Source organism: Pantoea sp. T14 (assembly GCF_036663535.1).
In the GTDB taxonomy this organism is placed as follows: domain Bacteria; phylum Pseudomonadota; class Gammaproteobacteria; order Enterobacterales; family Enterobacteriaceae; genus Pantoea; species Pantoea phytostimulans.
Window position 1 is genome coordinate 571,871 of sequence record NZ_JAWUEB010000026.1, and the last position, 13,770, is coordinate 585,640.

A 13,770-nucleotide genomic window follows, 5' to 3' on the forward strand; every position below is an offset into this window, starting at 1 on the left:
ACCACGATCGCCAACGCTTCCACCCTGCATAATTAATTTACGCAGACATCATCCCCATCCCACTTTGCACTTCAGAATTTCACACCGTTCCCGCTCCGCGCTTTAAGCAACATTACTCACCCCTTTTCGGCATACCAGAAAACAAATGCAGCCCATTTCTGTGATGTGCTATTCATTCAGAACCGCGTGAGTCGCTGACGATTTGCATCAGCAAGGCAGGCGGCTGTATATCTGCCGTAGGCGATATAGAATTTGTTCAGCGTGCCGTTGGCAAGGGCTTCTTTTACCCTGGCGCCAGCAGATCGCCCAGTAAGCTTTGCAACCACAACGAGGTCAACTTATGAGCAACAGTGAAGTGCACGCACGTCGTCTCAAAGCCACACCGCGCGGCGTCGGCGTCATGTGTGATTTCTATGCAGTGAAGGCCGAAAATGCCACGCTGTGGGATCATCAAGGCCGAGAATATACCGATTTCAGTGCCGGTATCGCAGTTCTAAACACCGGGCATCGCCATCCAAAAGTGATCGCCGCAGTAAAAGAGCAGCTCGATTGCTTCACCCATACCGCTTTTCAGATCGTGCCTTACGAAAACTACATTAAGCTGGCAGAGCAACTGAATCAGCGCGTGCCGATTGCCGGTCCGGCGAAAACCACCTTCTTTTCTACCGGCGCTGAAGCGGTTGAAAACGCCGTGAAGATTGCTCGTGCAGCAACCGGCCGGCCGGGCATTATCGCTTTCACCGGCGCATTTCATGGTCGCACTTACATGACAATGTCGCTGACAGGCAAAGTGACACCTTATAAAACCGGTTTTGGTCCCTTCGCGGGTTCTGTATTTCATGCCCGCTATCCGAACGCGCTTTACGATTGCAGCGTTGAAGACGCACTGGAAAGCTTGCACGCTATTTTCCGTTGCGATATCAGCCCGCAACACGTCGCCGCCATTATTTATGAACCGATTCAGGGCGAAGGCGGCTTCAATGTTGCCCCCGCTGATTTTGTTACGGCGTTGCGTCAGCTATGCGATGAGCACAACATCCTGTTAATTGCCGATGAAATCCAATGTGGCTTCGCCCGTACCGGTAAACTGTTCGCCAGTGAATATTACCCTGACGTAAAACCCGATTTGATCACGATGGCGAAGAGTCTGGCCGGCGGTATGCCGCTCTCTGCAGTATCGGGTCGTGCTGAAGTCATGGACGCACCCTCACCGGGCGGTTTGGGCGGGACTTATGCCGGTAGCCCACCCGCAATCGCGGCTGCGCTGGCAGTGCTGGATGTCATTGCTGAAGAGAATTTGTGCGAGCGGGCCAATCAACTCGGCAGTGAACTGATTGAAACGTTGCATAGTGCAGGCTGTAAAGCGCTGGTTGAGGTACGAGGACGCGGCTCAATGATTGCAGCTGAATTCCACAATGACAACGGGAAACCCTGTGCTGAGACGGCAAGAGCAATCCAGCAACAGGCATTGTCGCAGGGTTTATTGTTGCTGACGTGCGGCGTTCACGGCAACGTGATCCGCTTTCTTTATCCGCTTACCATTCCCGATACTCAGTTCCGCGCCGCCCTCACGCTGCTTAAAAATATTCTGCATGAATACTAATACTGAGCCACGCATTTGATGAGAGAGATTAAGGAGAAAGAAGCGTCCACCGCAGAACAGCGGCGGACGCAGTTGGGTTTATATCGTACTGGCGAAAATGCCTTTCACTGCGAGAAGAGTAAGCGAATTATTTTTCGCCGTTGCGGCTCATCCACAATGAAAGCGCCTTCAACGAATCATCGGTAAATTCGTCACAACGCGCAGTGATTTCATCAGGCGTCATCCAGTAAATCTCATCAACTTCGGCTTCTTGCATGGCAAAAGGGCCGTGAGAAACGCAACTGAACAACCCGCCCCACACGCGACAGTGCTGATCTTCGAAGTAGAATTTGCCATGCTCCGCGAATGGGACATCAGCAATACCTAACTCCTCTTCCGCTTCACGGCGTGCGGATTCCAACAGGTCTTCACCGCTCTGCACCACGCCGCCTGCCGTAGCATCCAGCATGCCAGGCATAAAATCTTTTGTCTCGGTACGGCGCTGTACCAGAATCTTACCCATGCCATCGTGTACCACGATGTAGGTGGCGCGGTGGCGCAGGCACTGTGCACGCATTTGCGCACGCGTTGCCTGTGCTACGACCTCATTCTCTTCGCTAACGATATCGACCCACTCAATGTCGCCACCCTTTTGATCCACCATCCGTAACCCTTTCCTGTTTGGCATGCCCTGTTGCACGCACTGTTATTGCCACGTCTTTATAATAGTGTGGCGTAAGGTAATCACTTCCGTTAGCTTGAGCAAGCCTCGATCTTTACCGTTTTTTGCCGCTTTCAGCCAACCACAACTGTACAGAGGCGCGTTGCCACTGAAATTCAGCGTAATGCTGTAGTTTTATCGGCAGGTTATCGCCATGCAGCGCCAGTCTGTTCAACATCACCGCTAAATCGGTATCTGCAATAGACCATTCGCCAAACATGTTCTGTTGCCCTTCCGGTAACAAGCGTTCGCCAGCAGCAATCAGTTTTTCAGCCGCCTGTTGCGCTGCGGGCGTCAACGGCGCAAAGCGTTCGCCAGCAAATAACACTTCAGTGGGACGCTCCTGACGGATCGGCATAAAATCACTGCGCAGCCACGCCTGAACTTCGCGTGCTCGCGCACGATTTTCACGATTTTTTGGGTAAAGACGTTCAAATTCGGGCGCAGGAAATCGCTCTTCAAGGTACTCGCTGATAGCGGAGGATTCGCTCAGCACCAGATCATCGATTTGTAATGCAGGCACGCGACAGGTTAATGACAGCGCACGGTAATCGGCTGAGTATTGTTGGTCTTGAGACAAATCGACACGCTTAAGGCTGAAGGGAACGCCTTTTTCCGTTAATGCAACGTAAACCGACATGGCGTAAGGACTAAAAAACGATGAATCAGACCACAGGGTGATGGACGGGTAATTCATCTGCTACCTCAAATAGCTATCAGGGTTGCATCATGTTTACCGATTTTTATTTACAAAGGCAACGCCCGGCTGGTCCGATGTTTGCCTGTTCCGCATGAAACCTCGAAGCGGCTCACGCTACTCCTCTCGCACTCTTCTATGCTGATTACAGCGGAAAACAAAAAGTATAAGGAGTCGCAACATGCATATTCTCATTACGGGTGGTACTGGATTGATTGGTCGCCACCTCATTCCTCGTTTACAACTGCTGGGTCATCACATCAGCGTTGTCACGCGTGACGTCGTCAGCGCACGCGAAAAGTTGGGGGATAACGTCGCGTTTTGGTCTGGATTGGCGCAACAGCAAAACCTTGATGGCGTCGATGCCGTGATCAATCTCGCTGGCGAACCGATTGCCGATAAGCGCTGGACAGAAATTCATAAACAGCAATTGTGTGAAAGCCGTTGGCAAATCACCGAGCGAATTACCTCACTGATTAATGCCAGCACCACGCCACCAAAGGTATTGATTTCAGGTTCAGCCACCGGTTTTTACGGTAACACCGGTGAGTTGGTATTAACGGAAGAGGATCCGGGCCACGAAGAGTTCCAGCACACTTTATGCGCCCGCTGGGAACAGTTGGCGCTTAGCGCACAAAGCGATCGCACCCGTGTTTGCCTGCTACGAACCGGCGTCGTTTTAGCCAAGGAAGGTGGCGCATTAAGTAAAATGAAGTTGCCGTTCAAACTGGGTATTGGCGGCCCTATCGGCAGCGGAAAACAATATATGCCGTGGATCCATATCGACGACATGGTGAATGGCATTCTCTGGCTGTTAGATAATGAGGCGTTGAGCGGCCCGTTTAACATGGTTGCTCCTTACGCGGTTCGGAATGAACAGTTTGCTGCCACGCTTGGCCATGTTATGCATCGCCCCGCTTTTATGCGTACGCCAGCCAGCGCCATCAAGTTGATGATGGGTGAATCATCGGTATTGGTATTAGGTGGACAACATGTTTTGCCGAAAAGGCTGGAGTCGTCGGGCTTCGGCTTCCGCTGGTATGATCTGCAAGAAGCCCTGCAGGATGTCGTAAAAACGTAACTCATCGGGAGCCTGACGCTCCCGTTATTTTTACTGCAATGCCAGCGGTGAATTTACTGACTCGCGCAATTTACCGTGATTCGGCTGCGGTACGTGGTGAATAAACGTCAATAAGCCAGCAAACACTCATAGCCTGGTGTAAGCCTACACCGCACCAACGATGTCGAAAAACGGTAACATAACCGCTGAAATTAGCGCCATCCAAAAGTTGTGTCCGGCATACATTGCCAGGTAACGATTCCGCGCCCGAAGACGCGGGAAAACGTTTATTTCAGTGAACCTTTGAGGAATTGCTGCAAGCGTGTGCTTTTTGGGTTGCCAAACAGTTCGGCTGGCGGCCCTTGCTCTTCGATCTTGCCCTGATGCAGAAAGATAACGTGGCTGGAAACGTGACGGGCAAATTCCATTTCATGCGTCACCACCACCATGGTTTTGCCCTCTTCAGCCAGCTTTTGCATGATACGTAGCACTTCACCGACTAATTCGGGATCGAGTGCCGAGGTAGGTTCATCAAACAGCAGTACTTCCGGCTCCATCGCCAACGCGCGCGCAATCGAAACACGTTGCTGCTGTCCACCAGAAAGGTGTACCGGATATTTAGCGCAGGCTCGCGCATCAATGCCGACTTTATCGAGATATTTAATGGCGCGTTCGCGCGCCTCTGCTTTGCTCAGGCCCAACACCTGGATCGGCGCTTCCATCACGTTTTCCAGCACTGTCATGTGGCTCCAGAGATTGAAGTGCTGGAACACCATGGTCAGGCGAGTACGCAGGGAACGCAGCTGCTCTTTGTTAGAGACTTTTAGCTGTCCATCGGTGTCGCGCACCAGCGCGATCTGCTCATTGTTAACCACAATGGTGCCTTCACTCGGCTTTTCGAGGAAGTTGATGCAGCGTAAAAAGGTACTTTTCCCTGAACCGGATGACCCAATGATGCTGATCACGTCGCCAGCATCGGCCTGCAATGAGACCCCTTTCAGCACTTCATGTTCACCGTAACGTTTGTGCAATTCGGTGACGCTTAATTTATTTTCAGCCATATGTCTTACTCAATGCGATGAAGAGGGTTTCACGTGCGCCAGCCAGCGACGCTCCGCGAGGCGGAACAAGCTGATCAACACGTAAGAGATAATCAGATAAAGCACGGCGGCAATACCAAATGCGGTAAAGGGTTGATAGGTGGCGGAGTTGATATCACGCGCCACTTTCAACAAATCGGGAACCGTGGCGGTAAACGCCAGCGCCGTGGAGTGCAGCATCAAAATCACTTCATTGCTGTAGGCCGGTAAAGCGGTGCGCAGCGCAGAAGGCAGAATGATGCAGCGATACAATTTGAAATTTGAAAAGCCGTAAGCACGCGCGGCCTCAATTTCACCATGCGGCACGGAACGAATAGCCCCGGCAAAAATTTCAGTGGTGTAAGCGCAGGTATTCAGCGTGAAAGCCAGTAACGTACAGTTCAGACCGCTACGAAAAAAAGCGTTTAGCAGCTCAGTTCCTTTCACAATCTCCAGCGTATACATGCCGGAATAAAATACTAGCAGCTGCACATAAAGCGGTGTGCCGCGGAAGATATACGTGAACAGCCATACCGGCGTACTTACCCAACGGTTTGGCGAGACGCGCGCAATGGCTAACAACACGGCCAGGCAACCGCCAATCACGACCGAAAGGATCAACAGCCACAGCGTGATCGCCACGCCGGTGAAACGATAACCATCAGTCCAGAGCAGCGCTTTCCAGTATTCCTGAATAATATCAATCATAACTCTGCCCTTTTAACACCCACCGTGTAGCGGCGATTCAGCCACCACAACACACCATTCGACAGTGTGGTAAACACTAAATAAATCACCCCAGCGACAATCGCAAAATAGAACGGTTGCCATGTGCTTTTGCCCGCCAGCTGCGTAGCCTTAACCACGTCTTCCAGTCCGAGCAGCGACACCAGCGCCGTCGCTTTCAAAATCACCTGCCAGTTATTGCCAATGCCAGGCAGCGCATAACGCATCATCGCCGGGAATAAAATACGGCGGAAAACCTGCGAACCGGTAAAACCGAATGCCGTTGCCGCTTCTATTTGCCCTTTTGGCACCGCTAAAAATGCGCCACGGAAGGTTTCGGTAAAGTAAGCGCCGTAGATAAAGCCGAGCGTAATAATACCGGCCACCATCGGATCGATATCAAACTGGCTTAGTCCGAGTGCATCGGTGAGTTGGTTAAGAGCGATCTGCAAACCGTAGAAGATCAGCAGCATTAAAACGAGGTCTGGAACACCACGAATCAAGGTCGTGTAGCCATTAGCGATCATCGCTAATGGACGATTGCGAGAGACTTTAGCGCCTGCGCCTAGCAGTCCAAGGACAACCGCGAGCACCACTGAACTAAGCGCCAGCTCCAGCGTGACTAAGGTGCCTCTAAGAATTACGTCAGAATAGCCATACAGCATGAAAATGATCCTGTCATGGGGTGAAAACGGATAGCTGCCCGCCATTCACAGCGGGCAGCTTTATCCCGGTAATCAGTATCACAGACGGTTGGTGCGCTTAGCCTCGTGGATCATGAGAGGATGGAGCACAGCCAGCTCGTCGGTGTCACAAAGAACCAGGGATAAAGTAGACAGGTTTTACTCAGTCACCGTATACATTGAAATCAAAGTACTTTTTAGCAATTTTGTCGTAAGTCCCATCTTTGCGCATCTCATCGACAGCTTTGTCGATGGCGGTTTTCAGCTCGGCATCATCTTTGCGCAAGCCCATACCGGTGCCTACACCAAAGATTTTGTCATCTTTCACTGCTGGACCCGCAAAGGTGTAATTCTTACCAACCGGTTGTTTCAGGAAACCTTCGCTCGCCTGCACTTCGTCCTGGAAAGCGGCATCGATGCGGCCTGCATTCAGATCCTGATAAACCAGATCCTGATTAGCATAAGGCGTTACGGTAACGCCTTTCGCACGCCAGTTTTCATTGGCGTAGGTTTCCTGCGTGGTGCCTTGCAGCAGACCAATGTTTTTGCCTTTCAGCGAATCAATGGTCGGCTGAATAGTTGACCCTTTCGGCGCGACTAAACGCGCGTTAGCGGCATACAACTTTTCAGAAAAGGCGATTTCTTCCTGACGTTTAGCTGTGATGGAAAGTGAAGAGATAATGGCATCAATTTTTTTCGCTTTCAGCGATGGGATCAGCGCATCAAAATCGCTTTCAACGTAGGTGCACTTGGTGTTGATACGTTTACAGATTTCGTTGGCGAGATCGATATCAAAGCCGACTAACTGTCCTTGCGCGTTTTTCGACTCAAACGGCGGGTAAGTTGGATCAGTTCCAATACGGATTGAACCCGGCACCGCGGCGAACACGCTGGCGGCGCTGGTCAAGCCCAGCATCAGAGAAAGAGCCAGAACACGCTTTTTCATAGATTACCCTCAAGTGAAGTGCTTTTTGTTATGTGCTACGTGATGTGTTTGCGCAAATTAATCTGCATGTTTCATGCCAGTTCTGCAAGTTATCCGCGCACTAAACGTTACGCTACATAGGCGAAATCGCTAGGCGTGTAGGAGGAATATATCAGTGATGTCATCCAGAAAAAGAGACGGTGTTAACTTTTGGTGCATCAAATGCACGAACAGTGATCTTCGGCGCGCTTACGCACCATAAAGGTGCAATTAATTAATGCTATGCACCTTGCCAGCGCGTGAAGAGATCTTGCGGTAATTCGATGTCAAACTGGTCAATAACACGGTTAACTGTTTGATCTACGAGCTGATCAATCGTAACGGGGCGATGATAAAAAGCGGGAACCGGCGGCATGATGATCGCACCGAGCTCAGCAGCGGTGGTCATCATGCGTAAATGACCGACATGCAGCGGCGTTTCGCGTACGCATAACACCAGCTTGCGCTGCTCTTTGAGTACGACATCGGCAGCGCGCGTTAGCAAGGAGTCGCTGTAGCTGTGAACAATGCCAGATAAGGTTTTCATTGAGCATGGCAGAATGACCATGCCAAGCGTTTTAAACGATCCTGAAGAGATGTTTGCCGCAATATCGCGCACGTCATGCACCACATTAGCCAGCGCTTGTACTTCGCGTACGTTGTAATCGGTTTCCAAACCCAGCGTTTGGCGCGCCGCATTGCTCATCACTAAATGCGTTTCCACCTCAGCGACCTGCTGCAAAACCTGCAACATGCGCACGCCATAAATCACGCCGCTTGCACCCGAGATGCCAATGATGAGTCGTTTCATAGTTCAGCCTTGCTATTTTTGAGTGCGCCATCATAACGCGGCTTAAGGAATAAATAAAAAAGGCGAGATTTCTCTCGCCTTCTCTTTTTGCATCAACGCCAGAGATTACCCTTCGTTATGCAGTTCCAGATTCTCCACTTCGTTTTGACGTGCAATTGCTTTTGCATCGTCATTACGCAGCGACTGGAGATATTCCAGATACTGTTGATCAACATCTTTCGTCACGTAGATGCCGTTGAACACCGAGCATTCAAACTGCGTGATGTCTGGGTTCTCTTCACGTACCGCTTCGATCAAATCATCAAGATCCTGGAAAATCAGCGCATCCGCTTTGATCAACTGGCAGATTTCATCCACTTCACGGCCGTGAGCAATCAACTCAGTTGCGCTCGGCATATCAATGCCGTACACGTTCGGGAAACGGATTTCCGGGGCGGCGGAAGCCAGATAAACACGTTTTGCACCCGCTTCACGCGCCATCTCAATGATCTGTTCTGAGGTGGTGCCACGCACAATGGAATCATCCACCAACAAGACGTTCTTATCACGGAACTCGGCGCGGTTAGCGTTCAGCTTGCGGCGAACCGCGCTGCGACGTAACTGCTGGCCTGGCATAATAAAGGTACGGCCAACGTAGCGGTTTTTCACAAAACCCTGGCGATACGGTTTATCCAGAATACGCGCAATTTCCAGCGCGATATCGGTTGACGTTTCCGGGATCGGAATCACCACATCGATATCCAGATCTTCCCATTCACGTGCAATCTTTTCGCCCAGCTTGGTGCCCATGCGAACACGTGCGCTGTAGACAGAAATTTTGTCGAGGAAAGAGTCTGGGCGAGCGAAGTAAACATACTCAAACAAGCATGGATTGCTCTTTGGGTTTTCAGCGCATTGACGCGTTGAAAGCTGCCCTTGCTCAGTAACGTAGACGGCTTCACCCGGCGCAACGTCACGGATAAATTCAAAGCCTAGCGTATCAAGCGCGACGCTTTCAGAAGCGACCATGTATTCGGTGCGGCCATCTGCGATAACGCGTTTGCCCAATACCAGCGGGCGAATGCCGTTTGGATCGCGGAAGGCAACCATGCCGTGACCGATAATCATCGAAACCACAGCATAGGCGCCGCGCACCTGCTGGTGCACCGCAGCCACAGCGGCAAAAATATTGTCAGCTTCCAGCGGATCATGCGGGAAGCGATCCAGTTCTGCCGCAAAAATGTTCAGCAGAATTTCAGAATCTGAGGTGGTGTTAACGTGACGACGGCCCTTTTCAAACAGGCGTGCGCGCAGTTCATGCGCGTTGGTCAAGTTACCGTTATGTGCCAGAGTAATGCCGTACGGCGAGTTTACGTAGAATGGCTGTGCTTCAGAGGCACTGGAGCTGCCCGCCGTTGGGTAACGTGCGTGACCGATGCCCATATTGCCCTGCAAACGCTGCATGTGGCGTGCTTCGAAAACGTCGCTGACCAGACCGTTTGCCTTACGCAGGCGGAAGCAATTCAGCGCATCGATAGTACAAATGCCTGCGGCATCCTGCCCGCGGTGCTGGAGCACCGTTAACGCGTCATAGATCGACTGGTTTACCGGCATGAAACCGGTGATACCGACAATACCGCACATGTTGTCATTTCCTCATTAAGCCGCACTCCCGATGGCGTCACCGGGGTAAAAAACTCGACGTGCTTTTCAGGTAATCAAAAAACCACCTGATTATATAACTGAACTGGGGAACGAGTTGAGACTGTTGCCAGTCGGGGCTTTTTGAAAACCCCGTGAATGTATCGAGAAAGAAAAGCATAGCGGCTACGATCAGCACACCACGCAACGCCCCGAAACAGACGCCCAATACTCGGTCGGTTCCCGACAAGCCGGTTTTTTCTACCAGCGTGCCGATAACGTAGTTCACGATCGCGCCCACTATTAGGGTAGCAACGAACAGCACACCGATGGCGATACCGTTACGAACCAGTTCGTCGTCAAAACCTGTAAACCAGACTGCAAGAAAGGCGTAATAATGACTGGCGACAAAAAACGCACATCCCCAGGTAACGAGAGATAAGGCCTCCCGGACAAACCCGCGAACCAGGCTGACCAGAGCCGAAAAACCAACTACCGCAATAATGACGTAATCAATCCAGATCATGAATACTTCCAGCGCAATTGCGCCCCTGCATCCAGTTCGGGGCGCATTCTAACAGAAAAAGAAAACGTTTGCGTAGCGGTTTTCCAGTTCTGTTTCCATAAAAAAGGCGATGAAAAAATCTTCACTCGCCCAATGGACTTACAATTTATTAACCCGTTGAAAATCAAATCATTTCACCTGATTTCCACTCTTTAACCGTAAATGCTATCACTAAAAAGATGCTGCCTATTGTTGTTATAAGCAGCATCAATAACCCTTTTTAGTGTGCACTGTATGGCTTAACCACACCGCCTAAACCGGAGATACTTTTGAGCTCAGAAACCGCCTCTTGCATCTTGGCTTTTGACGCATCCGGGCCGACATAGATACGGGTAATTTGTCCCTGCACCGGCGAAGACGGAACGGTAAAGGCGCGATAACCCGACAAACGCAGCTGTGCGACAATTTCGTTTACCTTGCTGGCATTTTTCAACGCACCGAGCTGCACCACATAAGCCTGACCCGTTGGCGCACTGCTTTCCGTGGTTTTAGGCTGCTCTGCCGCCTTGGGTTGCTCAACCGGTTTCGGTTTTGGCTGCTCCACAGGTTTTGGCTTCGGCTGTTCCACAGGTTTAGGTTTTGGCGGCTCAATCGGCTTCGGTTTAGGTTGGCTGACCGGCTGGGACGGCGCAGTCTGATGCACCGGTGGTGGTGTCACCACACTCGGCTGGCTGTCATCGCCAGGTTTGATACTGCCATGCTCAGCCACGCTATTGGATTTACCACCGTTGTTATCAACGGCGGCACCCGCGCCTTCTGGCGGTTGTGCAGGCAGTGACTGCGTTACCGGCGGTACCATTTCGCTGTCCTGCTGATCGTCTGCCTTAGGCACCAACGGGATCGCGGCAAACTCTTCTTTATAATGCTTCTTCTGTCCATCCAGCAGCCCCGGCAGCACAATCACGCCAACCGCGACCAGAATAATGGTACCGACCAGACGGTTTTGAAACTTACTCGCCACGCCCTTTCTCCGTTTCCATCGATTCCATGACCTGTGCCACGGTGTGGAACGATCCACACACCAGTACGATGTCCTGTGGCTTCGCCTGCTCGCGTGCGTGCTGCCAGGCGTGCTCTACGTCAGCAAAGGCCTGCGCCTGCTGCGGTAAATGTGACATCAGCTGTTGGGCCGTTGCACCACGTGGGCCATCCAGTGGCGCGCAATACCAGTGATTAACCTGAGGCGCTAAAGCGGCCAGCGTGCCGGCAATATCTTTATCATGCAGCATGCCAACCACCGCATGCACCGCACCTTTATTCGCTAACGTCGCAAGGCGAGATGCAAGGTAAGCTGCCGCATGAGGATTGTGCGCCACATCCAGGATAACGCGCGGCGATTCGCTTACTGTTTGAAAGCGACCAGGCAAAATAGCCAGCGGTAAATTAGCGCGAATTTGGTCTTCGCTGACGTTTAAACCGGAAGCACGCAGCGCCACGATAGCGCTGGCGGCATTCGGCAACGGCACTTGCGGCAGCGGTAAATCATTCAGCTCGCCCCACGCATCTCGCAGCGACCAGCTTTCTGCCTGTTGACGATAAGACCAGTCACGATCGCGCTGAATCAGCTGTGCGCCCTTCTCATTGGCGACCGCAGCGATGCTAAGCGGCATATCCGGCTCACCAACAATAGCGGGCTTGCCTGCGCGAAACACACCTGCTTTTTCACGGCCAATGCTTTCACGATCCGGCCCCAGCCAGTCAAGGTGATCGAGGGCAATGCTGGTGATGACCGAAACATCAGCATCAACAATATTGGTAGCATCCAGACGACCGCCAAGGCCCACTTCGAGGATCACCACATCGAGCTGCGCTTGTTGGAACAGCTTCAGCGCCGATAACGTGCCGTATTCGAAATACGTCAGCGAAATATCGCCACGCCCGGCTTCAATTTCAGCAAAGCTGGCGGTGTGCAGCGCCTCAGTCAGCTCTTGTCCTTGCACGCGTACGCGCTCGGTATAACGCACCAGATGCGGCGAGCTATAGACGCCCACCCGATAACCCGCCGCCATCAGCAGTGTTTCAAGAGTGCGACACGTAGTGCCTTTGCCGTTGGTGCCGGCGACAGTGAAAATAAAAGAGGCAGGTTTCAACAGGTCCAGACGTTGCGCCACTTGGCGAATACGATCCAGCCCCATGTCGATAGCTTGAGAATGAAGGTGCTCAAGATAATAAAGCCACGTGGCCAAAGGCGACGTGGCTTGAGGAAGGTGAAGATTGTCCATATGTCCCGTTTTGCTCAATTATACCTGGCTGAATCAGCGCTGAGGTATGCGGTGCATTGGTGAAAGGCGCGACAGGCGCGCCTTTCTATCTCCTGTCAGGCGTCGTTGCTTTCTGGCTCAGTCGTTGATGCAGACTGGTCGCCATCGAGCAGCGGTGCCGGCAGATTCATCATTTTGGCCAGCAGGCTTGCCAGTTTGTAACGCATTTCCGGGCGGCGAATGATCATATCAATCGCACCCTTTTCAATCAGGAACTCACTGCGCTGGAAACCCGGCGGCAGTTTTTCACGTACGGTTTGCTCGATAACGCGAGGGCCGGCAAAGCCGATCAGCGCTTTCGGTTCCGCGATGTTGAGATCGCCCAACATCGCGAAGCTGGCAGAAACCCCACCCATGGTTGGGTCGGTCAGCACAGAGATGTACGGAAGACCACGCTCCTGCATTTTTGCCAGCGCTGCACTGGTTTTCGCCATTTGCATCAGCGACATCAGCGCTTCTTGCATACGCGCACCGCCACTGGCAGAGAAGCAGATCAGCGGACAGTTATCTTCCAGCGCCTGCTCAACTGCACGCACAAAGCGTGCGCCAACCACAGACCCCATTGAGCCACCCATGAAGGTGAATTCAAATGCTGCCGCAACCACTGGCATGCTGTGTAACTGGCCTTTCATTACGATAAGTGCGTCTTTCTCGTCGGTGGCTTTTTGTGCGGCTACCAAACGATCTTTATACTTTTTCGAGTCACGGAACTTCAGGAGATCCTTCGGTTCCAGCTCGCTGCCCAACTCCACCAGCGTTCCCTGATCGAGAAAAGTGGTGAGACGTTCGCGTGCGCGCATGCGCATATGGTGGTCACACTTCGGGCAGACCTCAAGATTACGCTCCAGTTCGGCACGATAAAGTACCTGTCCACAGCTATCGCATTTGGTCCAAACCCCTTCCGGGATACTGGCGCGGCTAGCAGGCGTAATATTGCTTTTGTTAAGAATGCGTTCAATCCAGCTCATTGATGACCTTTCTGTTGAAACTGACCTGGTCCA

Annotated in this window: 14 protein-coding genes; 2 read left to right on the forward strand and 12 right to left on the reverse strand. The window is 52.0% G+C overall.

The window, feature by feature from the left end:
• The first annotated feature begins 340 nt into the window (after positions 1 to 340).
• Complete coding sequence (locus SC127_RS17590) at positions 341 to 1,603, forward strand: 4-aminobutyrate--2-oxoglutarate transaminase (RefSeq protein ID WP_243077513.1); 1,263 nt, start codon at positions 341 to 343, stop codon at positions 1,601 to 1,603.
• A gap of 127 nt (positions 1,604 to 1,730) precedes the next feature.
• On the opposite strand, the gene yfcD is transcribed toward SC127_RS17590, so the two are convergent.
• Positions 1,731 to 2,246, reverse strand: a complete 516-nt coding sequence (yfcD, locus tag SC127_RS17595) for an NUDIX hydrolase YfcD (protein WP_215846088.1) — start codon at positions 2,244 to 2,246, stop codon at positions 1,731 to 1,733.
• Between the two features lie 112 nt (positions 2,247 to 2,358).
• Positions 2,359 to 3,000, reverse strand: coding sequence for a glutathione transferase (gene yfcF / locus SC127_RS17600; RefSeq protein ID WP_215846086.1), 642 nt, complete (start codon positions 2,998 to 3,000; stop codon positions 2,359 to 2,361).
• Between the two features lie 181 nt (positions 3,001 to 3,181).
• Between yfcF and SC127_RS17605 the strand changes: the two genes are divergently transcribed.
• Complete coding sequence (locus SC127_RS17605; protein WP_215846084.1) at positions 3,182 to 4,081, forward strand: TIGR01777 family oxidoreductase; 900 nt, start codon at positions 3,182 to 3,184, stop codon at positions 4,079 to 4,081.
• Between the two features lie 266 nt (positions 4,082 to 4,347).
• Here the strand turns inward: SC127_RS17605 and hisP are convergent, their stop codons facing one another.
• The 10 genes from hisP to accD form a co-directional block, all read right to left on the reverse strand.
• Positions 4,348 to 5,121: a histidine ABC transporter ATP-binding protein HisP gene (gene hisP / locus SC127_RS17610; protein WP_243077512.1), complete on the reverse strand. Its 774-nt coding sequence runs from the start codon at positions 5,119 to 5,121 to the stop codon at positions 4,348 to 4,350.
• A gap of 9 nt (positions 5,122 to 5,130) precedes the next feature.
• Positions 5,131 to 5,847, reverse strand: a complete 717-nt coding sequence (locus SC127_RS17615; protein WP_243077511.1) for an ABC transporter permease — start codon at positions 5,845 to 5,847, stop codon at positions 5,131 to 5,133.
• Complete coding sequence (locus SC127_RS17620) at positions 5,844 to 6,530, reverse strand: histidine ABC transporter permease HisQ (protein ID WP_215846081.1); 687 nt, start codon at positions 6,528 to 6,530, stop codon at positions 5,844 to 5,846. The genes SC127_RS17615 and SC127_RS17620 overlap by 4 nt, the downstream gene beginning before the upstream one ends.
• A 181-nt stretch (positions 6,531 to 6,711) precedes the next feature.
• A complete protein-coding gene (gene argT, locus SC127_RS17625; RefSeq protein ID WP_243077510.1) occupies positions 6,712 to 7,494 on the reverse strand; it encodes a lysine/arginine/ornithine ABC transporter substrate-binding protein ArgT in 783 nt (260 codons plus the stop codon).
• Positions 7,495 to 7,753: 259 nt separating this feature from the next.
• A complete protein-coding gene (locus SC127_RS17630) occupies positions 7,754 to 8,323 on the reverse strand; it encodes a UbiX family flavin prenyltransferase (protein ID WP_243077509.1) in 570 nt (189 codons plus the stop codon).
• 105 nt (positions 8,324 to 8,428) lie between these two features.
• Positions 8,429 to 9,946 (reverse strand): amidophosphoribosyltransferase, encoded by a 1,518-nt coding sequence (purF, locus tag SC127_RS17635; RefSeq protein ID WP_215846080.1) that lies wholly within the window; start codon positions 9,944 to 9,946, stop codon positions 8,429 to 8,431.
• Positions 9,947 to 9,983: 37 nt separating this feature from the next.
• Entirely contained in the window at positions 9,984 to 10,469 is a 486-nt protein-coding gene (gene cvpA, locus SC127_RS17640; RefSeq protein ID WP_243077508.1) for a colicin V production protein, read from the reverse strand.
• A 259-nt stretch (positions 10,470 to 10,728) separates the two neighbouring features.
• Positions 10,729 to 11,469, reverse strand: a complete 741-nt coding sequence (dedD, locus tag SC127_RS17645; RefSeq protein ID WP_243077507.1) for a cell division protein DedD — start codon at positions 11,467 to 11,469, stop codon at positions 10,729 to 10,731.
• Positions 11,459 to 12,730: a bifunctional tetrahydrofolate synthase/dihydrofolate synthase gene (folC, locus tag SC127_RS17650; protein ID WP_215846077.1), complete on the reverse strand. Its 1,272-nt coding sequence runs from the start codon at positions 12,728 to 12,730 to the stop codon at positions 11,459 to 11,461. Before folC ends, dedD begins: the two co-directional genes overlap by 11 nt.
• A gap of 95 nt (positions 12,731 to 12,825) precedes the next feature.
• A complete protein-coding gene (gene accD / locus SC127_RS17655) occupies positions 12,826 to 13,737 on the reverse strand; it encodes an acetyl-CoA carboxylase, carboxyltransferase subunit beta (protein WP_215846076.1) in 912 nt (303 codons plus the stop codon).
• Positions 13,738 to 13,770 lie beyond the last annotated feature (33 nt).